General features: G+C 64.0%; 22 protein-coding genes. 9 read left to right on the top strand and 13 right to left on the bottom strand.

Features of this window, described 5'->3' with window-relative positions:
• Positions 1 to 34: 34 nt before the first annotated feature.
• Positions 35 to 1,282, bottom strand: coding sequence for an NAD(P)/FAD-dependent oxidoreductase (locus tag NP503_RS17030; protein ID WP_127271188.1), 1,248 nt, complete (start codon positions 1,280 to 1,282; stop codon positions 35 to 37).
• 141 nt (positions 1,283 to 1,423) lie between these two features.
• Here NP503_RS17030 and NP503_RS17025 point away from each other — a divergent pair, with 141 nt between their 5' ends.
• Positions 1,424 to 2,221 carry a lytic transglycosylase domain-containing protein gene (locus NP503_RS17025; protein WP_127271186.1) on the top strand — a complete coding sequence of 266 codons (798 nt, stop codon included), beginning with the start codon at positions 1,424 to 1,426 and terminating at the stop codon, positions 2,219 to 2,221.
• A 73-nt stretch (positions 2,222 to 2,294) separates the two neighbouring features.
• Here the strand turns inward: NP503_RS17025 and NP503_RS17020 are convergent, their stop codons facing one another.
• A complete protein-coding gene (locus tag NP503_RS17020) occupies positions 2,295 to 2,816 on the bottom strand; it encodes a hypothetical protein (RefSeq protein WP_127273228.1) in 522 nt (173 codons plus the stop codon).
• A 5-nt stretch (positions 2,817 to 2,821) separates the two neighbouring features.
• Positions 2,822 to 4,045, bottom strand: coding sequence for an argininosuccinate synthase (locus NP503_RS17015; RefSeq protein WP_127271182.1), 1,224 nt, complete (start codon positions 4,043 to 4,045; stop codon positions 2,822 to 2,824).
• Between the two features lie 298 nt (positions 4,046 to 4,343).
• On the opposite strand from NP503_RS17015, the gene NP503_RS17010 reads away from it, so the two are divergent.
• Both NP503_RS17010 and NP503_RS17005 read left to right on the top strand, forming a co-directional pair.
• Complete coding sequence (locus NP503_RS17010) at positions 4,344 to 6,419, top strand: bifunctional diguanylate cyclase/phosphodiesterase (protein ID WP_236382960.1); 2,076 nt, start codon at positions 4,344 to 4,346, stop codon at positions 6,417 to 6,419.
• Between the two features lie 125 nt (positions 6,420 to 6,544).
• Positions 6,545 to 7,186, top strand: a complete 642-nt coding sequence (locus tag NP503_RS17005) for a LysE family translocator (protein ID WP_127271180.1) — start codon at positions 6,545 to 6,547, stop codon at positions 7,184 to 7,186.
• Positions 7,187 to 7,192: 6 nt separating this feature from the next.
• Here the strand turns inward: NP503_RS17005 and NP503_RS17000 are convergent, their stop codons facing one another.
• Genes NP503_RS17000 through rlmN form a run of 3 tightly spaced genes read right to left on the bottom strand, consistent with a single transcriptional unit; the run spans position 7,193 to position 9,356 of the window.
• Positions 7,193 to 7,672 carry a hypothetical protein gene (locus NP503_RS17000; protein ID WP_127271178.1) on the bottom strand — a complete coding sequence of 160 codons (480 nt, stop codon included), beginning with the start codon at positions 7,670 to 7,672 and terminating at the stop codon, positions 7,193 to 7,195.
• A complete protein-coding gene (locus tag NP503_RS16995; RefSeq protein ID WP_236382957.1) occupies positions 7,669 to 8,085 on the bottom strand; it encodes a hypothetical protein in 417 nt (138 codons plus the stop codon). Before NP503_RS16995 ends, NP503_RS17000 begins: the two co-directional genes overlap by 4 nt.
• A gap of 35 nt (positions 8,086 to 8,120) precedes the next feature.
• Positions 8,121 to 9,356, bottom strand: coding sequence for a 23S rRNA (adenine(2503)-C(2))-methyltransferase RlmN (gene rlmN / locus NP503_RS16990; RefSeq protein ID WP_127271171.1), 1,236 nt, complete (start codon positions 9,354 to 9,356; stop codon positions 8,121 to 8,123).
• Between the two features lie 158 nt (positions 9,357 to 9,514).
• Between rlmN and NP503_RS16985 the strand changes: the two genes are divergently transcribed.
• Positions 9,515 to 10,870, top strand: a complete 1,356-nt coding sequence (locus NP503_RS16985) for a chloride channel protein (protein WP_127271175.1) — start codon at positions 9,515 to 9,517, stop codon at positions 10,868 to 10,870.
• Positions 10,871 to 10,938: 68 nt separating this feature from the next.
• Here the strand turns inward: NP503_RS16985 and NP503_RS16980 are convergent, their stop codons facing one another.
• From NP503_RS16980 to NP503_RS16970, 3 genes are all read right to left on the bottom strand, one after another.
• A complete protein-coding gene (locus NP503_RS16980) occupies positions 10,939 to 11,442 on the bottom strand; it encodes an invasion associated locus B family protein (RefSeq protein WP_127268363.1) in 504 nt (167 codons plus the stop codon).
• A 270-nt stretch (positions 11,443 to 11,712) separates the two neighbouring features.
• A complete protein-coding gene (locus NP503_RS16975; RefSeq protein ID WP_127268362.1) occupies positions 11,713 to 12,075 on the bottom strand; it encodes a YkvA family protein in 363 nt (120 codons plus the stop codon).
• 123 nt (positions 12,076 to 12,198) lie between these two features.
• The gene (locus tag NP503_RS16970) at positions 12,199 to 12,495 is read right to left on the bottom strand and encodes a 4a-hydroxytetrahydrobiopterin dehydratase (protein ID WP_127268361.1); all 297 of its coding nucleotides are present in this window, start codon (positions 12,493 to 12,495) and stop codon (positions 12,199 to 12,201) included.
• A 50-nt stretch (positions 12,496 to 12,545) separates the two neighbouring features.
• Here NP503_RS16970 and NP503_RS16965 point away from each other — a divergent pair, with 50 nt between their 5' ends.
• Positions 12,546 to 13,064 carry a low molecular weight protein-tyrosine-phosphatase gene (locus tag NP503_RS16965; RefSeq protein ID WP_127268360.1) on the top strand — a complete coding sequence of 173 codons (519 nt, stop codon included), beginning with the start codon at positions 12,546 to 12,548 and terminating at the stop codon, positions 13,062 to 13,064.
• Here NP503_RS16965 and thpR read toward each other — a convergent pair.
• Together thpR and NP503_RS16955 are read right to left on the bottom strand one after the other, a co-directional pair.
• Positions 12,968 to 13,564 (bottom strand): RNA 2',3'-cyclic phosphodiesterase, encoded by a 597-nt coding sequence (gene thpR / locus NP503_RS16960; RefSeq protein ID WP_127268359.1) that lies wholly within the window; start codon positions 13,562 to 13,564, stop codon positions 12,968 to 12,970. The genes NP503_RS16965 and thpR overlap by 97 nt on opposite strands.
• A gap of 125 nt (positions 13,565 to 13,689) precedes the next feature.
• Complete coding sequence (locus NP503_RS16955; protein WP_127268358.1) at positions 13,690 to 14,334, bottom strand: arylesterase; 645 nt, start codon at positions 14,332 to 14,334, stop codon at positions 13,690 to 13,692.
• A gap of 85 nt (positions 14,335 to 14,419) precedes the next feature.
• Here NP503_RS16955 and NP503_RS16950 point away from each other — a divergent pair, with 85 nt between their 5' ends.
• From NP503_RS16950 to NP503_RS16935, 4 genes are all read left to right on the top strand, one after another.
• Positions 14,420 to 15,115 carry an ABC transporter ATP-binding protein gene (locus NP503_RS16950; RefSeq protein WP_127268357.1) on the top strand — a complete coding sequence of 232 codons (696 nt, stop codon included), beginning with the start codon at positions 14,420 to 14,422 and terminating at the stop codon, positions 15,113 to 15,115.
• Positions 15,115 to 17,664, top strand: a complete 2,550-nt coding sequence (locus NP503_RS16945; protein WP_127268356.1) for an ABC transporter permease — start codon at positions 15,115 to 15,117, stop codon at positions 17,662 to 17,664. The genes NP503_RS16950 and NP503_RS16945 overlap by 1 nt, the downstream gene beginning before the upstream one ends.
• A 228-nt stretch (positions 17,665 to 17,892) precedes the next feature.
• Positions 17,893 to 18,672 carry a Bax inhibitor-1/YccA family protein gene (locus NP503_RS16940; protein ID WP_127271172.1) on the top strand — a complete coding sequence of 260 codons (780 nt, stop codon included), beginning with the start codon at positions 17,893 to 17,895 and terminating at the stop codon, positions 18,670 to 18,672.
• 106 nt (positions 18,673 to 18,778) lie between these two features.
• The gene (locus NP503_RS16935) at positions 18,779 to 19,351 is read left to right on the top strand and encodes a GNAT family N-acetyltransferase (RefSeq protein ID WP_127269005.1); all 573 of its coding nucleotides are present in this window, start codon (positions 18,779 to 18,781) and stop codon (positions 19,349 to 19,351) included.
• 108 nt (positions 19,352 to 19,459) lie between these two features.
• On the opposite strand, the gene NP503_RS16930 is transcribed toward NP503_RS16935, so the two are convergent.
• Positions 19,460 to 19,846 carry a DUF2794 domain-containing protein gene (locus NP503_RS16930; protein WP_127269004.1) on the bottom strand — a complete coding sequence of 129 codons (387 nt, stop codon included), beginning with the start codon at positions 19,844 to 19,846 and terminating at the stop codon, positions 19,460 to 19,462.
• 607 nt (positions 19,847 to 20,453) lie between these two features.
• Positions 20,454 to 21,254: a thioredoxin family protein gene (locus NP503_RS16925; RefSeq protein WP_127269003.1), complete on the bottom strand. Its 801-nt coding sequence runs from the start codon at positions 21,252 to 21,254 to the stop codon at positions 20,454 to 20,456.
• Between the last annotated feature and the right edge of the window lie 68 nt (positions 21,255 to 21,322).

The raw sequence follows: 21,322 nt of genomic DNA, 5'->3' as shown, positions 1-21,322 counted from the left end.
CGAACAGCCGCGCGGTGTTCCACATTACCTGAAGCTATTTGGCCGCAAGCTGGGCGACAACCTGCCTTGCCACCGCCTCGCCCGACAGCCGTGCGCCGCCGCAGGTCTGGACCAGCGAGCCGGCCAGATGCTCGCCGGCGAAGAAGATCTTGTCGGCCACCGGCTGCATGAGTGCGGCGCGCGCCAGTGAACGGCCGGGGCGGGCCGCGGCATAGGCGCCGCGCACGAAGCGCTCGCCGCCCCAATTGGTCATCATTGCGCGTCCGACATGCTTGCGCGTATCGCCGCCGAAGATGCCGCACAGCCGGTCGACGACGAAGTCGATGCCGGCCGCCTCGCCGGCCGCCGACATTTCCCAGGCGAAATCGCCGCCGACGAAGCCGACCATCAGGTCAAGGTCGAACGGGAAGCAGAGGAAATAGATGTCGTGCCTGGCCATCCGCTCGATCAGCAGGTCGTCGAAGGGCTGCAGCCCGAGCCTGGTGCCCGATATCTCGACCGGCAATTTGGTCAGCATGCCCATCGGCAGGTCGAAGAAGGCGCCGAAATGCGTGTCGGGCAGGGCCGGCGAGAACGCGATCTCCTCGAAGGCGAGCACCGCCGGCGAAGCGGTGACGATCACTGCTTTGGCGCGGACGGTGCCGCGATCGGTGACGCAGGCGACGCCGGGCACGTCCCACAGGATCTTGCGCACCGGCGTCGACAGTTCGACCGGCACGCCGGCGCCGAAACGCGCCACCAGCGCGCCAAGGCCCTCCTTGCTGAAGTAGTTCGGGTCGAGATCGGCCGCGGCCTGGAAGTCCAGGATCGAGATTTCGTCCTCGTCGGCACCGAAATCCATCGGCCCGGCGAAGGTGGCGGCGGCGCGCGGCGCATGGCCTTTTGCCAAAAGCGCCGAAAGACGATCGTCATCTCCGTCCTTCACTTCATGCCTGGCCAGCAGTTCGAACAGCTTTGCGTCGGCGGCCTTCATGTCGGCTTCTTCCGCTTCGCTCGCCTTGCGCTCGCGGTAGTAGAGATGATCAACGTTCATGTCGTGATGATGCAACGTCCAGCCTGCCGCCTGGGCTTCGGGAAAATAGGGATTGCGGTCGGCGGCATGCAGCCAGGCGCAGCCGATGTCGAAAGGCACGCCGAAATGCTGGTCGCTGGTCCAGGCTCGCCCGCCGATTCGGTCCATCGCTTCGAGCAGCGTGAAGGAAAGCCCCGCGGCCTGCAGGGTCCTGGCGGCGGCAAGACCCGCCGAGCCGGCACCGATGATGACGACATCAACGTCTTGCATGCAGCCCCCTTGCCACAATAATCACTTGATCCTAGGCAAATTCCACGGCATTCGCCAGCATTGCAGCGGTGACAGTGACAAGTGCGCGTTTCGCTGGCAAGTTCGCAATTGGGACGTGATTCAGGCAACCAGGAGATCAACATGGCAATTCTTGCCAAGGGAAAGATGTTTGCAGCGGCCGTGGTGGCGGTGCTTGCGCTGGCGACGGGCGCACAGGCAGCGGCCAGCTGCGGCAAGACCGGCGCCGGCTTCGAGGCCTGGAAGCAGGATTTTGCCGCGCAGGCCAGGTCGGAAGGTGTAGGCGCCAAGGGGCTGGCCGCTCTGGCCGGGGCGAACTACGCGACCAAGACGATCTCCGTCGACCGCGGCATTCACAAGGCTTTCAGCGGCTCGGTGGACGATTTCATGCGGCGGCGCGGCGGCGCGGCGATTATTTCCAAGGGCCGGTCGCTGAAAAAGTCGAATGCGGCGCTGTTCGCCAAGATCGAAGCGAATTACGGCGTGTCGCCGGGCGTGTTGCTCGCCATCTGGGGTATGGAAACCGGCTTCGGTTCGGCCATGGGCAACCAGAACACCGTCTCTGCCATTTTGACGCTTGCCTATGATTGCCGCCGCCCGGGGTTCTTCTACCCGCATGCCATCGCAGCCCTGAAGCTGGTTGATCGCGGGGCGTTGTCAGCCTCGTCGGTCGGCGCCGCGCATGGCGAGATCGGACACACGCAGTTCCTGCCAGGAAACGTCCTGAAATATGGCGTCGGCGGCGGAAACCTGCGCGACAAGGGCACGGCGCTGGCTTCCACCGCCAACTTCCTCAAGGGCCATGGCTGGCGGGCGGGCGCGAGCGCGAGTGCGAATATGGGCGCGATTGCCGGCTGGAATTCCGCGAGCGTCTATCAGCAGGCCATCGCCCGCATCGCCACGGCGATCGACGGCGATTGACGGACCATGCACCGGGCAGAAGGGCCCCGGCCATTTCTGACTTGATCGAAAACCCGGCGCGAATGCCGGGTTTTTATTTGATTTCGAGCGTGTAGGAGCAGCCGGCCAGGGTCTTGCCGGGGTGGGACTCGACGGTCGAGACGTTAAGCTTGACGTCCGTGGAGAAGGTCAATCCTTCCGACTCTTCGGTGCTGTGGACAACGACCTTCTCGCCAAGGAATTTTTGCGGCGTGGAAAAAACGGCCATGACGTTGAGTTCTTCGGCAAGCTCCGGCGCGGCAACGCCGTCGAGCACGGCCATCGGCCCCGCAGCGGTAAACACGATCGATCCTGTCTCGCGGTTGAACACGCGGATTTTGGCCGGCAGTTCGTATTGGCTGAGAAACGGATTGCCCGAGGCAACCTCCTTCCAGCCAAGCGTTTCAACGGCGCCCGGTGCGCTGGACAGCCACAGGGCAAAGTCGTTGTAGGTCGGAACGTCCGCCCTGCACTCGATCAGCGCCGGAAGGTCGAGAGAGGCGGGGTCGAACTCCTGGCCCGCCGCCGGCGTCGCCAGAACAACCAGGGGCGCCAGGCAGCGACCGAAACCGCGCATCCGCCCTACTTGGCGCGGTTGCGCGCGGCCAGCGTCCTCAGCCGCAGCGCATTGAGACGGATGAAGCCGGCGGCGTCCTTCTGGTCGTAGGCGCCGCGGTCGTCCTCGAAGGTGACCAGCGCATCCGAATAGAGCGTCTTCTTCGACTTGCGGCCGGTGACCATGACGTTGCCCTTGTAGAGCTTGAGGCGCACCGTGCCCTCGACCTCTTCCTGGCTCTTGTCGATCATCGCCTGCAGCATCAGCCGTTCGGGCGCGAACCAGAAGCCGTTGTAGATCAGCTCAGCGTAACGCGGCATGAACTCGTCCTTGAGATGGGCGGCCCCACGGTCGAGCGTGATCGATTCGATGGCGCGGTGGGCGGCAATCAGGATCGTGCCGCCTGGTGTTTCGTAGACGCCACGCGATTTCATGCCGACGAAGCGGTTCTCGACCAGGTCGAGCCGGCCGATGCCATTGTCGCGGCCAAGATCGTTGAGTGCCGCCAGCATGGTCGCCGGCGACAGCTTCTTGCCGTTCAGCGCGATCGGATCGCCCTTCAGGAACTCGATCTCGATCTCGGTGACGGTATCAGGTGCGTCCATCGGCGAAACGGTGCGCTGGTGGACGAATTCGGGCGGCTCCACCCACGGGTCTTCCAGCACCTTGCCCTCGGAGGACGAATGCAAAAGGTTGGCGTCGACCGAGAACGGTGCGTCGCCCTTCTTGTCCTTCGGCACCGGGATCTGGTGCTGCTCGGCGAAATTCATCAGGTCGGTGCGCGACTTGAATGACCAGTCGCGCCACGGCGCGATGACCTTGATGTCGGGGTTCAATGCGTAAGCCGAAAGCTCGAAGCGCACCTGATCGTTGCCCTTGCCGGTGGCGCCATGCGCGATCGCGTCGGCGCCGGTTTCCCGCGCTATATCGACCAGATGCTTGGAGATCAGCGGCCGCGCGATCGAGGTGCCAAGCAGATAGGTGCCTTCATAGACGGTGTTGGCGCGGAACATCGGGAAGACGAAGTCGGACACGAATTCCTCGCGCACGTCGACGACGCGGATGTCCTTGATGCCCATCATCTCGGCCTTGCGACGGGCCGGCTCGAGTTCGCCGCCCTGGCCGAGATCGGCGGTGAAAGTCACGACTTCGGCGCCGAGTTCAGTCTGCAGCCATTTCAGGATGATGGATGTGTCGAGACCGCCTGAATAGGCAAGCACGACTTTTTTGACGTCTTTGGCCTTGGACATTTCTACTCCGTCGATGGCGGACGCCCCAGCCTGGGCGTCACGGATTGTCGCAGCGCCTTTTAGCAGGAACGGCAGAGCGAGCAAGCACGCGTGCATGCACGGCTTCTGGTCCAGCGCATGGCCGGGGGCGGCCGGCAGCGAAAACAATCTGCTGCAATCAAAGGCTGCATTTGCTGGAGGGACTTAATCAAGTTTTCACGCCGTGCCGCTAACACTTACGACAAAGCCGCCTTGACCACGTTCCGGGCGGCTTCTTGCCTGCTTTGTCGTGGGTGTCCTCGGACTCGGGCCGTTCTTGATGCGCGTTATATCATGCATCGCCATGGAGCATAATCTGTGGCTTGTCCTGCTGGCGGCGCTGATGTGCGTCACCGGCTGCTGGGTGACGATCGGCCTCTTCGACCGTTCGAGGAAAACCGCCGGCGTGCAGATGAAGGGCTGGCTGTTCCTGACCGCGGTCGCCGCCGGCTCGTCGATCTGGTGCACCCATTTCATCGCCATGCTGGCCTACCAGCCCGGCGCGCCGATCACCTTCGATCCGGTCCTGACCATGGCATCCCTGGTCATCGCCATCATCGGCACCGGGCTGGGCTTCACCCTCGCATCCGGCAAGAGCCGGCGCCTGGCTCCGGAATGGGGCGGCATCGTCGTCGGCCTGGCGATTTCGTCCATGCACTACACCGGCATGATGGCTTATCATGTTGCCGGCATCGTCGAATGGGACGGCTCCTATGTCGTGGCCTCACTGGTCATCTCGGCCGTGTTCTCCGCCTTGGCCGTCGGCCATGCCGTGCGCCGGCCATACCGCTGGTCGCATTATCTCGCCATCGGGCTGCTGGTGCTGGCGATCGTCGGCCTGCATTTCACGGCTATGGCCGCGGTGGCGGTGACGCCGCTGTCCTTCATCAGCACAGGCACCAATCCCGATATTCTGGTGGCAATGGCGGTCGCCGTCGCCGTGGTGGGCCTGATCGTCGCGGCCACCGGCTTCGCCAGCTATCTGATCGATGAGCGTGGCCGTCTGGAGAGTTTCGAGCGGCTTCAGCATCTCGCCCTCAACGACGCCCTTACCGGCCTTCCCAACCGGGTCTCCTTCAACGACCGCCTCGACCATGAGATCGACCGGGCACGCGAGGGCGAGGACACAATGACGGCGGTCATCGTCATCGATCTCGACCGCTTCAAGGAGATCAACGACCTCAGGGGGCATGCGGCCGGCGACCAGGCGCTCAAGATCGTCGCCCGCAGGCTGGCGAAACTCACCGGCGAGGGCGAGTTCGTCGCCCGGCTCGGCGGTGACGAGTTCGCCGCGATCAAGCGCTTCAAGGATCAGAAGGACCTTCTCGGGCTGGTCTCGCGGCTGGAGAAATCCCTGTTCGAACCGTTGCGGCTCGACGATTTCGAGATCGCCGCGGGCGCCAGCATCGGCGTCGCCGTCTATCCGCGCGACGGGGCCGACCGCGAGCGGCTGGTCAGCAACGCCGATCTTGCCATGTACCGGGCGAAGAACGACGTCACGCGAGCCGTCTGCTTCTACGAATCCGCCATGGACGAGACGGCGCGGGCGCGCCGCGCCTTGGCCACCGACCTTCGCCAGGCGATCGACCGCGGCGAGCTTTCGCTGCACTATCAGGTGCAGACCTCGGTCCCGACCGGCGCCACCTGCGGCTACGAGGCGCTGCTGCGCTGGACCCATCCCGTGCACGGCATGATTCCGCCCGCTGAATTCATCCCGATTGCCGAAGAGAACGGCTCGATCATGGCGATCGGCGAATGGGTGCTGCGGACCGCGTGCCGCCAGGCGGCCTCGTGGGGCAATGGCCACAAGATCGCGGTCAATCTGTCACCGGTACAGTTCGCCCATGCCGATCTCGCCAAGCTCATCCATCAAATCCTGATCGAGACCGGGCTGTCGCCGAAACGGTTGGAGCTGGAGCTCACCGAATCGACGATCGTCGCCGACAAGGTGCGCACGCTGCATGTCCTGCGCCAGATCAAGGCGCTGGGGGTGACGATCGCGATCGACGATTTCGGCACCGGCTATTCATCGCTCGATACGCTGCGCTCGTTTCCCTTCGACAAGATCAAACTCGACCGCTCGTTCATGGCTGACGTCGAGCGAAGCCCGCAGGCCAAGGCCATCATCCGGGCGGTGCTGACGCTGGGCCGCAGCCTCGACATTCCGGTGCTTGCCGAAGGCGTCGAGACGCATGTCCAGCTCACCATCCTGCAGGTCGAAGGCTGCAACGAGGCGCAAGGCTATTTCCTCGGCCGGCCCAAGCCGATCGACCAGATCACCGGGGACGCCGATGTTAGCAACGATCAACTCGTCGCGGAGGAGCCGGCGAGGATGCGGCTGAGCAGGCAGGCATAGGACGCCGCGGCCGGCCGTCCAGCGAATGCCTTGCGGACGCCTGCTGGATCGACATCGGGTGGCTGCTGTGTCTGGCATCGTCATGGCGCATCCTGTATAGGCCTCCCAATTCCCTGGGGCCGCTCATGTCGTTCATTCCAGACACCGCCACGCTGATCCAGTTCGCCATTGCCACGGTCATCCTGGCGATCACGCCGGGTCCGGACATGACGCTGTTCGTCTCGCGCACGCTCAACCAGGGCCGTGCCACCGGCTTTGCCTCGATGGCCGGCGCGCTGTGCGGCACGCTGATCCACACCACGCTGGTGGTTGTCGGTGTCTCGGCACTGATCGTCGCCTCGCCGATGGCTTTCTTCGTGCTGAAGATCTTCGGCGCGGGCTATCTCGTCTTCCTGGCCTGGCAGGCGATCACCAGGGGCTCGGCCTTTTCGCCGGAGAAGAAGACCGGCCCCGAGATTTCGCTGTTGCGCAGCTGGGCGGCGGGACTCGGCGTCAATCTGCTCAACCCGAAGATCATCCTGTTCTTCATGACCTTCCTGCCGCAGTTCGTCTCCGCGCATGATCCGAACGCCCCGGGAAAGCTGTTTTTCCTCGGACTCATGTTCATCGTGTTGTCGGTCCCGGTGACCGTGCCGATGGTGCTGGCGGCGGAAAAGTTCTCGGCGGCGATGAAGGCCAGCCCGCGCGTCACGCGGGTGGTCGACTATCTCTTTGCCGGCGTGTTCTCCGCCTTCGCGCTCAAGATCCTGACGGCCCAGGCGAAATAGCGGCCGTCATCCTGCTCGACCACCATCGCCGGATTCTGGTTCGCCTTGCCACCAGCTTCCGGCCCAGCGCCCGGCGCTGAGCCAGTAGAAGATGCCGCCGACCATGCCGCCGCCGATCACCGCCATGATGGCGCTGGTGTCCCTGACCGTGAAGGCGGTGTCACCGCTGTGGTCGGCAAGCCCGAGGAAAACGCCGGCAACCGCCGCGCCCGCCAAGGCATAGTACAGCCAGTCTCGCCGGCCGAGGATCTCGGCAAGCAGGATGACTATGCAAGCCGGCATCAGGGCGAAATAGGCGACGAACAGGGCGACGAAGGGAATCGAGAAATACAGGGAAGCCGTCACCGCCGGTTGCGCTTGCTCCGGTGCGTAGCCGAGAGAGGCCAGGAACAGGATGTTGAGGAAGGCGCTCGCCGCCAGCGAGGCGATGGCATAGCCGAACAGGATGACGGTGAAACGGATGAGGTAGCCGACGAGACGGGTCATCCCAGATCTCGGCCCAAATCCCGGCGCATGCCCGACTTGCGTCCGGCCAGAAGCCAGTAGACCGAACCGGCGGCAATGCCGGCGGTGGCCAGGAAACCGAGAAAGCCCGGATTGAAGATAAAACTGCCGGCCGAGCGCGGCATGGACACGCCAAAGGCGATGGACGTGATCGCACCCGTGGCGGCAAAGTAGAACCATCCCCGAAGCGAAAACCATTCAGCGACAAAGAGCGCCGGGCCGACGATTAGCAGCGCGGCGATCGTCACGGTCAACACCGCGAGCGGGAAGGAACCCAGCCAGTCGAAAGCGAAAATGATGGACCAGTTGCCATCTTCCAAACCTTCCAGAAGAGCGATCAGCAGCACCGGGACCAGGATCGAGGTCAGCACGGCGGCGATATAGCCGACCGCCATCACGGCGAGGCGCTTCAGCCAGGCGACGGGGCGGCTCACGCCTCGCCGTGCCCCGCTATCATCATCGCTTCCAGCGCCAGCCGGTCGACCTTGCGCATGCGCTCGGAGTCGGACTTGAGCTGGCCGCAGGCGGCGAGGATGTCGCGGCCGCGTGGCGTGCGGATCGGCGAGGCATAGCCGGCGTTGTTGATGTAGTCGGCGAATTTCTCGATCGTCTCCCAGTCCGAGCACTGGTAGTTGGTGCCAGGCCACGGGTTGAACGGGATCAAATTGATCTTGGCCGGAATGCCCTTGAGCAGCTTGATCAGCCCCTTGGCGTCCTCGATGGAATCGTTGACATCCTTCAGCATCACATATTCGAAGGTGATGCGCTTGGCGTTCGACAGGCCGGGATAGGCGCGGCAGGCGGCGATCAGCTCCTTCAGCGGATACTTCTTGTTGATCGGCACAAGCAGGTCGCGCAGATCGTCATTGGTGGCATGCAGCGAGATCGCCAGCATGACGCCGATCTCCTCGCCGGTGCGGAAGATTTCCGGCACGACGCCGGAGGTCGACAGCGTGATGCGGCGCTTCGACAAGGAAAGGCCGTCACCGTCGGAAGCGATCAGCAGCGCCTTCTTGACCGCTTCGAAATTGTAAAGCGGTTCGCCCATTCCCATCATGACGATGTTGGACACTTTGCGGCCCTCGGCCGGCACGATGGCGCCGTCGGGCGTGTCGCGGTCGGGAAAATCGCCGAGCCGGTCGCGGGCGGTGAGCAGCTGGGCGAGGATCTCCTCAGCCGTCAGATTGCGCACCAGCTTCTGCGTGCCGGTGTGGCAAAACGAGCAGGTCAGCGTGCAGCCCACCTGCGAGGAGATGCACAGCGTGCCGCGACCCTCTTCGGGAATGTAGACAGTCTCGATCTCGACCGGCCGGCCGGCGCCGCGCGGCGGAAAGCGGAACAGCCATTTGCGCGTGCCGTCGGCGGAAATCTGCTCCTCGACGATCTCGGGCCTGGCGACGGTGAAGTGCTTGTCCAGTTCGGCGCGCAGATCCTTGGAAATGTTGAACATGCCGGCGAAATCGGAGACGCCGCGCACATACATCCAGTGCCACAGCTGCTGGGCGCGCATTTTCGCCTGGCGCTCGGGCACAGTGCCTGATGCAACCAGAGCCTCGGCGAGCTCGACCCGCGTCAGGCCGATCAGCGACGGCTTTTCGGGCTGTGCCGCGCGGGCGCGCAACGCGTCGCGGGCGCCGTCAGTGGTGAGATCGAATGAAAGGGTCATGGTTGCACTGATATAAGCGGTTTGCGGCCGATTTCACGCATCGTGCCGGAAAGGAAGCGCGGCGCATAGCACAGGTTGAGGGCAGAGTCATGGGTTGTGCCGGTTTAACCTCTGGCCTGCACGTGTTAGGGCTCGATACTCCCCGCTCGAGGACAGACATGGCCGGCACATCGCGAAGATATCCCATGCTGCGGCGTTCGCGCGCGATGTGGGGCTCACGGCGGGTGTGGCAGCCGCGCCTGGTGTTCTGGGCCGGGGCGCTTGGCATCGGTGTGATCAGCGTGCTGTTCGCGGTGCTGGCGGACAGGGCGCAGGAACTGTTTCACCTGATGACAGGAGACGGAGGCGGCTGGCGTTTCTATCTGCCGCTTGCCGTTACGCCGTTGGGTTTCGTGCTGTGCGCCTGGCTTGCCCACACCTTCGTTCCCGGCTCGCAAGGCAGCGGCATTCCGCAGGCGATCGCCGCCCGCCATCTTCGCGACGACGAGGACCGAAGTCATATCCTGTCCCTCAAGCTGGTGGTCGGCAAAATCATGCTCACCATCGTCGGCCTGTTCTGCGGCGCCTCGATCGGCCGCGAGGGTCCGACCGTGCAGGTCGGCGCGTCGCTGATGCTGCAGGCGGCGCGCTGGGGCGGCATGGTGCAGGCGCGGGGCCTGATTCTGGCCGGGTCGGCCGCCGGTATCGCCGCCGCCTTCAACACGCCGCTGGCCGGCATCGTCTTCGCCATCGAGGAGATGGGCCGCACCTACGAGGCGCGTACCAACGGGCTGGTGCTGACGGCGGTGATCCTGGCCGGCCTCGCCTCGCTCGGCCTGCTCGGCAACTACACCTATTTCGGCGTCGCCAAGGACACGATCTCGTTTGCCGCCGAGTGGCCGCTGGTGATCGCCTGCGGCGTCATCGGCGGCGGGCTCGGCGCGCTGTTTTCGCTGCTGGCGTTGAAGGCGACACGCCGGATCCGGCGCTGGAACACTGGGCAGCCTTTGCAGCGCGCTTTGCTGGTCGCGGCCGTCTGCGGGCTGCTGGTTGCAGTGATCGGCATCGCCTCGGGCGGGCTGACCTTCGGCACCGGTTACGTGCAGGCACGGGGCGCCGTCGAAGGCACGCCGCTGCCATGGTTCTTCTTTGCCGAAAAGTTCCTGGCGGGACTGCTGTCGATGATCTCGGGCATTCCGGGCGGCATCTTCGCGCCCTCGCTGGCGGTCGGCGCCGGCATCGGCAGTTCGCTCGGCCTCCTCTTCGGCGCCAGCACGGGGGCTGCGGCACTGCTCGGCATGGCCGGCTATTTCGCCGGGGTGGTGCAGGCGCCGATGACGGCTTTCGTCATCATCCTGGAGATGACCGGCAATCACGACAATGTCATCGCGCTGATGCTGGCCTCGATGCTGGGCTACGGTACGGCGCGGATGATCTCGCACGAGCCGCTCTACCACGCGCTGTCGCGTGTTTTCATCGCCGAGGCGATCCGGCGGCGGCGGGCGGAGGCCGGGCCGGGATCGGCGCAAGGCTGAAAGCAAAAAGGCCGGGCTTCGCGGCCCGGCCTTTCATTCAAAGCGAAGTGCGTGCCTGCACTCCTTGCCTATTTGCACTTGGCAATCGACGTCAGCGCCGCCGAAATACCTTTCAGCGAGAAGACATAGGAGGTGGGATTGCCGCGGCCGGACTTCGCCGTCACCTTCATGTCGGTGCCGGTCTTCATGGCGGCGATCAGCACCGGCTCCTCGGCGGCATTCTCGACCCAGGCCGATTTTCCGCGGGTGAACATCGAAAACGTCTTCTTGTCGATGGTCACGGTGGCCTTGGAGCCGTCCTGGAAGTTGTAGCCGGCAATGAATTGCGGCTCGTAGGACACTTGCTGGCCGGGCCGCTGGCTGACGAAGAAGAACATGTCGCCATGATCGAGCGTAGGCGGCTGCTTGTCGGTCGGCACGGTCAGGACATAGCAGACCTTGCCGCCCGATGCCTGGTAACTGTAGGTGCCCCAGGCATTGTGCTGGCCGATCTTGGTCGCCGACTGCGCCAGCGCCGGCGCTGCCACGGCCACCAGGACCAGGCTCGAAACTAGTGCAATTAATCCGCGCATCGCTTTTCCCGTATTCCAAATGGTGCGGAGGCAGGCCGGCTTGGCGTCCTGCCCGTCGCTTCATTTTGATTTAATCTGGGTTACCAAACGGTGAATTTCCGAAGAGAAAAGGACCCTCACCCCGAGGAAACCGCCGCCATTGCCGCGCCGCCGCCTTGCGAGCGGCTGGCGCGACATCCCTTTGGCGACTTGGAGGCCACGAAAGCGGCAAGAGTTTGACTTTTTACGCTGCCGCAGAAAGCCGGCTTCAACGGCGTTCCGTGCGTGAGTTCAGCCCTTGTCGGCCATGGCGTCCCTGGCGGCTTGCCGGTGCGCAGTGGTGATGTGGGCGCTGACGGCGGTGATCGCGGCGGTGAGCACGGCGATGTCGTCGGTGAAGCCAAGCCCGAAGACGAAGTCGGGGATGACATCCACCGGCAGCACGAAATAACCGAGCGCCGCGAGCAGAATGCCTTTGGCGCGCAGCGGGGTGTTCTTGTCCATGGCGCAGTAGTAGGCGGCCACGACCTCTTCCATGTAGGGGATCTGCAGCGCGGCCTTCTTGGCTGTGCGCCAGAATTTCTCGCGCACTTCGCTCTCGTTTGCCAGCTTGCCGCCAAAGCCGAAGAAATCAAAACCGGATTGTTGCGCCATCAGTGTCTCCTTGCGAGCGCCCATGCGCATCCGGCGCATGCCCGCGGGGGAAAATGTGGTGAAACCCGACCCCCGCTACAAGATGCTGGTGCCGATTTGGGCCTGCCGAGGCGATACCAGGCCTCAGGCGCCGGCAAAGCGGTTCATTTTCTTGGCCAGATCGATATCGAGCGTGGTGACGCCGCCGGCGTCGTGAGTGTTCAGCGTCACATCGACGGTCTTGTAGACATTCGACCAGTCGGGATGATGGTCCATCGTCTCGGCGGCAAGCGCGACGCGGGTCATGAAGGCGAAAGCCTCGGAGAAATTCGCGAAGGTGAATGTGCGCTTGATGGAAGCGCCGTCTTCCGCCAGCGCCCAGCCGTCAAGACCGGTCAATGCGGCTTCAGCGGCTTGCCTGCCCAGTTTCTCTCTCGCCATGTCCATATCCTGTGCTATTCGAAAACGACCCTTACCATAGCGACGGATCGATGAGCGCGAAGCCCATAAACTCCATTCTCTTCGTCTGCCTCGGCAATATCTGCCGGTCGCCGTTGGCGGAAGGTGTCTTCCGCGCGGTTTGGGCCGAGCGCGGGTCGGCCCGGGATATCCTGCTCGATTCAGCGGGAACCAGTGACTGGGAGGCCGGCTCTGCCCCCGATCGACGCGCGATCGCGATCGCGGTGCGGCACGGCGTCGACATTTCCGGGCAAAGGGCGCGCAAGGTCACGCCGCAGGACCTCCACCGTTTCGACCTGATCCTCGGCATGGACCGGTCGAATGTCGCCGACCTGAAGGCGCTGGCGCCGGCGGCCGTGCAGGACCGCATCCATCTGTTCCTGGAGTTCGCGCAGGGAAAGGCACGCGACGTGCCGGATCCTTATCATGACGAGGCAGAAGCCTTCGCTTCCGCCTATCGCATGATCCGCGAGGCGTCGGAGGCGCTGGCGACAAGGCTGGACGCGCGGGCGTCCGTGCCTGACAGCGGCCAGGCTTCCTCGACGATGTAGGGTCCACCGCCGACCGAATCGCGCGACGACATCAGCACGAAACGGCCGACGCGGAACGGCAGCGTCGAGAAATTGCCGCGCGCCGACAGATATTGGGCGACGTCCAGCGGGGTCGAATTGCGTAAGCGTGCCAGCGTGACATGCGGCATGAACTTGCGGGGATCGGCCGGGATGCCGAGCCGCTGGCAGATGCGGTCGATCTCGCCCTGAAGGGCGGCCAGACCGGGCGAGGCGGAAGCGCCTGCCCACACCGCATGTGGCTTCTTCTGGCCGAAAGCGCCGACGCCGGACAGCGCCAGCGAGAAGGAAGGGCGGTGGACGCGGTCGAGCGCGTTGGCGATCTCGTCGGCGACATGGCCGGGAACATCGCCGATGAAGCGCAGCGTCAGATGGTAGTTTTCGACATCGATCCAGCGGGCTCCCGGCAAGCCGCCCCGCAGCAGGGACAGCGAAAGGGCAGCGTCACGCGGAATTTCGAGGGCGGTGAAAAGACGCGGCATGAAGAGCCTCCCTTCCTCGAATCGAACTGTCATCCCCAGCGAATCATCGATAGTCAAACGGAGCAAGAGGTTTGTTGGCCACAGTCCCTGTTAAAAGCCCCCTGCGCGGAAACAGTTCCAATCCGCTAGGAATCGCCCGGCACTGCAGCGATCACCTTCTCGACCGTCGGCAGGATGCGTTCGACTATCTGGTCGACGCCTTCAACGCTCGGATGCAGGCCGTCCTCGAGTTGCATGCCGGGCTGGCCGGCGACGCCGTCGAGAAAGAACGGGTAGAGTACGACGTCGTATTTCTTCGCCAGGTCCGGAAAAATGGCGTCGAACGCATTCTGGTAGTCGGGGCCAAGATTGGGTGCGGCACGCATGCCGGCCAGAAGCACGGCAATCTTGCGCTGCTTCAGCTTGCTCAGCATCTCGTCGAGGTTCTTCCTGGTGATGTCGGGCGAAACGCCGCGCAGCATGTCGTTGGCGCCGAGTTCGAGGATGACCAGTTGCGTGCCGTCGGGCACCGACCAGTCGAGCCGCGCCAGGCCACCGCTCGTCGTGTCGCCGGAAACGCCGGCATTGGCGACGCTCACATCATGGCCTTTGGCGCGAAGGGCAGCCTGCAGCCTGTCGGTAAAGCCCTGGTCAGGCCCAAGGCCATAGCCCGCCGTCAGGCTGTCGCCGAAGCCGACGATTTTGAACGGCTCGGCACGCGCTGACGGCATGGCGCCGCAAATGGCGAGGAAAACCATGAGGCCTGCGGCAATACTGCGTTTGAAAGACATGCGGCAGGCCCCATATGAGCTAGGAATTCTTCAGTCGACGGCTTCCGGCAAGCAGAGCCTTCCCAGATTATAGGACGATTTCATTTTGACAGAAGCCGTCATCGCGCTGAAAGATGTATCCCTGACCCTTGGCGAGGGCGCTTCATCGGTCCATGTGCTGAAGGGTGTCAGCCTTGATGTGGCGACCCGGGAGGCGACCGGCATCGTCGGGCCTTCGGGCTCCGGCAAGTCGACATTGCTGATGGTCCTGGCAGGCCTGGAAAGGGTCGATTCGGGTACGGTCCGAATCGCTGGTGAGTTGCTCAACGGCAAAAGCGAGGACCAGATTGCTTCGTTTCGAGGCCGAAACATTGGCATCGTGTTCCAGTCCTTCCATCTCATTCCCAACATGACGGCGCTCGAAAATGTCGCGGTGCCGCTGGAGCTGGCCGGCCATGCCGATCCGTTTTCGGTGGCGGCGCGCGAGCTGGAGGCGGTTGGCCTCAGCGACCGCGTCACCCACTATCCCGGCGAATTGTCGGGCGGCGAGCAGCAGCGCGTGGCGATCGCCCGCGCATTGGCGCCGTCGCCGCGCATCCTGATCGCCGACGAGCCGACCGGCAATCTCGACCAGGCGACCGGGCGGCAGGTCGCCGACCTCCTGTTTGCCAAGGCGGCCGAGCGCGGCATGACGCTGGTGCTGGTGACCCATGATCCGGCGCTCGCGGCACGCTGTTCGCGCCAGGTATCGATGCGCTCGGGCCGGATCGAGGCGCCGGCGCCTGTCAAGGTGACGGCCTGATGCCGCTGTCCCGGACGTTGAGGCTCGCGGTCCGCTTCTCGTTGCGCGAGATGCGCGGCGGCCTGTCCGGCTTCCTGATCTTTCTCGCCTGCATCGCGCTCGGCGTCGCGGCCATCGGCGGCGTCAACTCGGTGGCGCGTTCGATCACCGCCGGTGTCGCAAATCAGGGCCAGACGCTGCTGGGCGGCGACCTTCGCTTCGAGATCAATCAGCGTGACGCCAGCCAGGCGGAGCGCAGCTTCCTTGACGGGCTCGGCACAGTTTCCCGGACCGCCAGCATGCGTTCGATGGCGCGTCTGGCCGACGGATCCGACCAGGCGCTGGTCGAGGCCAAGGCGGTCGACCATGCCTATCCTCTCTATGGCACGCTGGAGACCGAGCCGGCACTGTCGAAACAGGAACTGTTCGGCGAAGAGTTCGGCGTCTTCGGTGCGGCGGCACCCGACCTTCTGTTCGAGCGGCTGCACGTCAAGATCGGCGACCGGCTGAAGCTTGGTACCGCCACTTTCGAACTGCGCGCCAGGCTGGTCGCCGAACCGGACGCCGTGTCCGACGGTTTCGGCTTCGCGCCAAGGCTGATGATCTCGACGGACGGGCTGGCGGCCACTGGACTGATCCAGCCGGGCAGCCTGGTCGAGAATGCCTACAAGATCCGCCTACCGGCAGACGCCGACGAGGCGCGACTGAAGGGCGTCCAGGACCAGGCGGCCACGGATTTCCCCGAAGCAGGCTGGTCGATCCGCACACGCAGCAACGCGGCGCCCGCGCTGTCGTCGAACATTGAACGTTTCTCTCAGTTCCTGACCCTGGTCGGGCTGACGGCGCTGGTGGTCGGCGGTGTGGGCGTCGCCAATGCGGTGCGCGCCTATCTCGACGGCAAGCGCGGCGTGATCGCCACCTTCAAGAGCCTGGGCGCTTCGGGCGGCTTCGTCTTTGCCGTCTATCTGGTGCAGATCCTGATCATTGCCGCATTGGGTATCGTGCTGGGCCTTGTGCTCGGCGCGCTGATGCCGTTCGCAGCGAGTGCGGCCTTGCAATCCGTCATTCCGGTGCCGGCCGCAGGCGGCTTCTATCCCGGCGCGCTCGGCATGGCGGCGCTGTTCGGCCTGCTGGTGACGTTGGCTTTCGCGTTGCTGCCGCTCGGCCGCGCCCGCGATGTGCCGGCAACCGCGCTGTTTCGCGAGATGGGGCTGGAAGGCCGCGGCTTGCCGCGCCCCGCCTATGTCGCGGCGGCCATAGGCATCGCGCTGTTGCTGGCGGCGCTGGCCATTCTGTTTTCCGGCGACCAGCGCATCGCCTCGATCTTTGTCGGCGCTACCGTCTTCGCCTTCCTGGTGCTGCGCGTGGTCTGCGCACTGGTGCAATGGGCGGCCAGGAAGAGCCCGCGCGTGCGCTTCGTGGCGCTCAGGCTCGCTATCGGCAACATCCATCGGCCAGGCGCGCTGACGCCATCGGTGGTGCTGTCCTTGGGGCTCGGCCTGACGCTGCTGGTGACGCTGGCGCTGATCGACGGCAATCTCAGGCGGCAGATCTCCGGCAGCCTGCCGGAACGGGCGCCGAACTTCTTCTTCGTCGACATCCAGAGCGCCGATGTCGCGTCGTTCTCGGCGCTGATCGGCAAGGAGGCGCCGCAGGGTGTGCTGGCCAAGGTGCCGATGCTGCGCGGCCGGGTGATGGCGCTGAACGGTATCGATGTCGACAAGGTGAAGGTGCCGGCGGAAGGCGCCTGGGTGCTGAGGGGCGACCGCGGCCTGACCTATGACACCCGGCAGCCGGAGAACGCGACGTTGACCGAGGGCAGTTGGTGGCCCGAAAATTACAGCGGCGAGCCGCTGGTTTCGTTTTCGGCGCAGGAAGGCAAGGAGATCGGGCTGAAGCTCGGCGATACCATCACCGTCAACGTGCTGGGACGCAATGTCACCGCCAGGATCGCCAATTTCCGCCAGGTCGAGTGGGAGACGATGGGCATCAATTTCGTCATGGTGTTCTCGCCCAACACATTCGCGGGCGCCCCGCATGGCTGGATGGCGACGCTGACCGAAAAGAGTACCTCGACGGCCGACGACGCCCGCATCCTCAACGCCGTCACCCGCGCCTTCCCGGCGGTGACGACGGTGCGGGTCAAGGACGCGCTCGATGTCGTCAACCGGCTGGTCGGACAGCTCGGCTCGGCGATCCGAGCCGCGGCCGGCGTGGCGCTGATCGCTTCGGTGCTGGTGCTGGCCGGCGCGCTCGCCGCCGGCAACCGGGCGCGCATCCATGATGCGGTGGTGCTGAAGACGCTGGGGGCGACACGCACGACGCTGATATCGGCCTTCTCGCTCGAATACATGCTGATCGGACTGGCCACCGCCATCTTCGCGCTGGCGGCGGGCAGTGCGGCGGCCTGGTTCGTCGTCGCGCGCATCATGACATTGCCGTCGCATTTCATGCCCGAGGTGGCAGTGGCGACCATTCTGTTTTCGCTGGTGATCACGGTCGGCATTGGTCTTGCCGGCACCTGGCGGGTGCTCGGCCACAAGGCAGCACCGGTGCTGCGCAATTTGTGACGACAGGCCCGGAAATGGGCATCCTGGATTAAATCTTGGTAAGAAAGCCCTCCGAAAAGCCGAAGAATCGGCACTTCGCCCTGTCACGAACCGTTACATCCGGTTACGGACTTGTTCTTGACGCGAATAACCATCATATTTCGCCACAGGCATGCTGGAGCCCTGCCAGCGGCGCCTGGGTCCGGAAGGACCTGACACCCGACGGGGCAGAAGCAATAGAGGACTACAATGGCTGATCCCATTCGCAACTACCAGACGCGCGCCGTGCCCGGCGTCAGCGTCGGTGCCGACATCGATCAGGGCCTGCGCGCCTATATGATCAGGGTCTACAATCTGATGGGGCTTGGCCTCCTCATCACTGGTCTTGCCGCGATCGGCACGATCATGCTGGCCACCACCACCGATCCGGCTTCGGCTGTCGCGACGCTGCCAAGCGGCGAGATGCTGACCTCCTTCGGCTACGCGATCTTCGGCTCGCCGCTGCGCTGGGTGGTGATGCTGGCGCCGCTGGCTGCCGTGCTGTTCCTGTCGTTCCGCGTTCAGTCGATGAGCGTTTCGGCGGCGCAGACGACGTTCTGGGTCTATGCCGGTCTCGTCGGCCTGTCGCTGTCTTCGATCTTCCTGGTCTACACCACGGCCAGCATCTCACAGACCTTCTTCGCCACGGCCGCCGCCTTCGGTGCGCTGTCGCTGTTCGGCTACACCACCAAGCGCGACCTGACGGCGATGGGCTCGTTCCTGATCATGGGCGTGTTCGGCATCATCATCGCGTCGGTGATCAATATCTTCCTGCAGTCGTCGGCGCTGTCCTTTGCCGTGTCGGCGATCGGCGTGCTGGTCTTCGCGGGCCTGACCGCCTATGACACGCAGAAGATCAAGGAGATGTATTTCGAGGGCGACACTTCCGACGTCGCCGGCCGCAAGGCGATCATGGGCGCTCTGACGCTCTATCTCGACTTCATCAACCTGTTCATGTTCCTGCTGCAGTTCATGGGCGACCGCCGCTAAAGCGGCATTGGACCATCAACTTCCGGAAGGGCGGCCCAACGGCCGCCCTTTTCTTTTGTCTTGGCCTTTGCTGTTATTGCGAGCAGAGAAACGGCATGCATAAACAATGAGCAATATTGCGATCCGGCCTGCCACGGTGGCCGACCTCGACAGCGTCACGGACATCTATGCCGATGCGGTGACCCAAGGCACGGCGAGCTATGAGCTGGAGCCGCCGAGCCGTGCGGAGATGGGTGTTCGATTCGACAGCCTGACGGCCGGCGGCTTTCCTTACCTGGTGGCGGAGAAGGACGGGACCGTTCTCGGCTACGCCTATGCCGGCGCCTTCCGGCCACGCCCGGCCTATCGCTTCATCGTCGAGGATTCGGTCTATGTCGCGCCCGAGGCCAAGGGCCAGGGCGTCGGGCTCAAGCTGATGCAAAGCCTGATCGAGGCAGTGACGACGGCGGGCTTTCGCCAGATCATCGCGGTGATCGGCGATGGCCGTCCCGACAGCGCCTCGGTGCGGTTGCACGAAAAGCTCGGCTTTCGCCATTCGGGACGCCTTGAAGGTTCCGGCTACAAGCATGGGCGCTGGCTGGACACGGTGTTCATGCAGCTGTCGCTGAATGGCGGTGCGACGCTGCCGCCCGATCCCGAATCGCTGCCGGAGCGGAAGTTTCGCCTTAGGGGGAACTGAAGAATTGAAGAATTGAAGAATTGAAGAAGATAGCGTCAGGCGCCGAGTGCCTTTTCATCAATTAATCAATTCTCCAGCTCTTCAATTCCCCTGCTCTAATTCCCCAGCTCAGGCTTCGACCAGCTTCAGCTTGCTGTCGAACACACCAAGCACGCGGCCAAGTTCCTGACCACGCTTCAAGATGCGGCCGCCGGCGGCGATGACGGCAAAAGCGCCCTGCTTGCGGGCCAGTTTCGGATCCTTGACGATCTGGAACAGCGGCACTTCGCTGGTGCGGCGGAATACGGAAAACACAGCGCGGTCCGCAAGATGGTCGATGGCGTAGTCGCGCCATTCATTGGCGGCGACCATGCGGCCGTAGAGCCTGAGGATCTGGTCCAACTCGCGGCGGTCGAACCGCACCGGCTGATCGAGACGTTCGCGTCGCGCCTCGTGCAGCGGGATCAATATCGCGGATGCGTCCCCATCCCCCGTCCCGCCGCTGTCATCGGTCATGCCTCGATCCTTCAAAATGAATCTTTGCCAACCAAAGTTGGCGTGTTCGCGACTGAATTGCAAGGCCCGGCGAACCAAGCCCCGCGCCGCGCTGTTTCCGTCACGTCCAGTCACTTTTATGAAACGCCGTGTTGGAATTGGTGATGTTCCGCCACATTTCTGCCTTTTTTTATCCGCGCTCATGCCCCAATGTCCGACGAATTTACCGGTGTTGCCTGAGACGGTTCGGTCCGGCACCGGCTCGTAAACCCCAAGCCCCCCGCCCACGGGTCTGCGTCGGATCGAACCAACCTCGGTTCTTCTTCGGAAGAATCGGGTGCGACGATCCCAAAACCTAAATGACCGACGTCAGAAGCAAGCTGACGTCGGTTTTTTATTGGGTGAGAAGCGGTTCGCGCAGCGAACGAAAAGCCAATTGCTTGGCTTTTCGAGCTTCGAACGCCCTGAGCCTGCGAAGGGCCGGGCGTGGTTAGTCGATCCACCCTGCCGGGTCCGCGCTGCTTCGCAGCGTCCCGGCGTTCGCCGGCCTTCATCGTGCCACCGGCACGATGAATTCGCCTTCGACGAACCGGCTGCTCGCCCCACAAGGGGAGAAGGAAAGAAGGCCTTAAGGCTTGTGGATGAACGCGGCGCCGAGAATGGGACCGGGCATGCCGTCCTTGCCGACCGACTGCAGCAGCACGGCGCAGCCGCCCTTTTTGGCAATCTCGCTCATCGGCAGTTCGTAGCGTTGTGCCTTGCCATGCCACATGCCGGCGGTCTGTATCCCGGTGACGGCGTTCCAGTAGGTCATCTTGCGGCCGGTGTTCTCGCCCTCGCCGACCTTGACCGTCTGCGGCGGGTCGAAATAGACGATGACGACATGGGCGTCGCTGGGGCCGTTGCCGGCATCGCCGGCGTCGATCGTCACACGGTCGCTGGTGCGGCTGACCTTGACGGCGACGCGCATGCCTTCGCCGCTCTTGGCCATGCGGGCGAGCGCGCCATCGACCTCGCCGCGGCTGGCACCGTTGACGTGGACACGGCCATTGATAACGGCCTGCGGCGTATAGACGGAGCGGCTGCCGAAGGCGCGCATGTAGTCGTATTGCCGCTCGGTGTTCTCCTTGCGGCCCAGCGTATCCTGCCAGCCGAGATAGTCCCAATAGTCGACGTGATAAGCGAGCGCGACGATATCTTCCTTGGCGGCAAGTTCGGAGAACAGCGTATCGGCCGGCGGGCAGGAACTGCAGCCCTGGCTGGTGAACAGTTCGACCACGCCCAATGGCCTGTCGATCTGGGGCCTGTCGATCTGGACCCGGTCGGCATGGGCGCGATCGGATTCGCCGGCATGCCCGGCGCCGGCAGACGCCGAGAAGGCCAGCGCAAGAGCTGCCAGCCACAATGATTTTCGCGAGGCCATGGCCATTCCGATTCCCGCCGGTGGTGCCGGCTTTATCTTGATTGCTAAAATATGTGGCAGAACCGGAAGTCAAC

The sequence above is a fragment of the Mesorhizobium sp. SEMIA396 genome (assembly GCF_024518615.1).
Classification (GTDB): domain Bacteria; phylum Pseudomonadota; class Alphaproteobacteria; order Rhizobiales; family Rhizobiaceae; genus Mesorhizobium.
The sequence above is the reverse complement of the archived record's forward strand: the minus strand, read 5'-3'. Positions and strand labels throughout refer to the sequence as shown.

What these genes read in the sequence shown, in the direction of transcription:
- NP503_RS17030 (WP_127271188.1), bottom strand. Translation starts at nt 1,282, where the DNA reads ATGCAAGACGTTGATGTCGTCATCATCGGTGCCGGCTCGGCGGGTCTT.
- NP503_RS17025 (WP_127271186.1), top strand. Translation starts at nt 1,424, where the DNA reads ATGGCAATTCTTGCCAAGGGAAAGATGTTTGCAGCGGCCGTGGTGGCG.
- NP503_RS17020 (WP_127273228.1), bottom strand. Translation starts at nt 2,816, where the DNA reads ATGCGCGGTTTCGGTCGCTGCCTGGCGCCCCTGGTTGTTCTGGCGACG.
- NP503_RS17015 (WP_127271182.1), bottom strand. Translation starts at nt 4,045, where the DNA reads ATGTCCAAGGCCAAAGACGTCAAAAAAGTCGTGCTTGCCTATTCAGGC.
- NP503_RS17010 (WP_236382960.1), top strand. Translation starts at nt 4,344, where the DNA reads ATGCGCGTTATATCATGCATCGCCATGGAGCATAATCTGTGGCTTGTC.
- NP503_RS17005 (WP_127271180.1), top strand. Translation starts at nt 6,545, where the DNA reads ATGTCGTTCATTCCAGACACCGCCACGCTGATCCAGTTCGCCATTGCC.
- NP503_RS17000 (WP_127271178.1), bottom strand. Translation starts at nt 7,672, where the DNA reads ATGACCCGTCTCGTCGGCTACCTCATCCGTTTCACCGTCATCCTGTTC.
- NP503_RS16995 (WP_236382957.1), bottom strand. Translation starts at nt 8,085, where the DNA reads ATGGCGGTCGGCTATATCGCCGCCGTGCTGACCTCGATCCTGGTCCCG.
- rlmN (WP_127271171.1), bottom strand. Translation starts at nt 9,356, where the DNA reads ATGACCCTTTCATTCGATCTCACCACTGACGGCGCCCGCGACGCGTTG.
- NP503_RS16985 (WP_127271175.1), top strand. Translation starts at nt 9,515, where the DNA reads ATGGCCGGCACATCGCGAAGATATCCCATGCTGCGGCGTTCGCGCGCG.
- NP503_RS16980 (WP_127268363.1), bottom strand. Translation starts at nt 11,442, where the DNA reads ATGCGCGGATTAATTGCACTAGTTTCGAGCCTGGTCCTGGTGGCCGTG.
- NP503_RS16975 (WP_127268362.1), bottom strand. Translation starts at nt 12,075, where the DNA reads ATGGCGCAACAATCCGGTTTTGATTTCTTCGGCTTTGGCGGCAAGCTG.
- NP503_RS16970 (WP_127268361.1), bottom strand. Translation starts at nt 12,495, where the DNA reads ATGGCGAGAGAGAAACTGGGCAGGCAAGCCGCTGAAGCCGCATTGACC.
- NP503_RS16965 (WP_127268360.1), top strand. Translation starts at nt 12,546, where the DNA reads ATGAGCGCGAAGCCCATAAACTCCATTCTCTTCGTCTGCCTCGGCAAT.
- thpR (WP_127268359.1), bottom strand. Translation starts at nt 13,564, where the DNA reads ATGCCGCGTCTTTTCACCGCCCTCGAAATTCCGCGTGACGCTGCCCTT.
- NP503_RS16955 (WP_127268358.1), bottom strand. Translation starts at nt 14,334, where the DNA reads ATGTCTTTCAAACGCAGTATTGCCGCAGGCCTCATGGTTTTCCTCGCC.
- NP503_RS16945 (WP_127268356.1), top strand. Translation starts at nt 15,115, where the DNA reads ATGCCGCTGTCCCGGACGTTGAGGCTCGCGGTCCGCTTCTCGTTGCGC.
- NP503_RS16940 (WP_127271172.1), top strand. Translation starts at nt 17,893, where the DNA reads ATGGCTGATCCCATTCGCAACTACCAGACGCGCGCCGTGCCCGGCGTC.
- NP503_RS16935 (WP_127269005.1), top strand. Translation starts at nt 18,779, where the DNA reads ATGAGCAATATTGCGATCCGGCCTGCCACGGTGGCCGACCTCGACAGC.
- NP503_RS16930 (WP_127269004.1), bottom strand. Translation starts at nt 19,846, where the DNA reads ATGACCGATGACAGCGGCGGGACGGGGGATGGGGACGCATCCGCGATA.
- NP503_RS16925 (WP_127269003.1), bottom strand. Translation starts at nt 21,254, where the DNA reads ATGGCCATGGCCTCGCGAAAATCATTGTGGCTGGCAGCTCTTGCGCTG.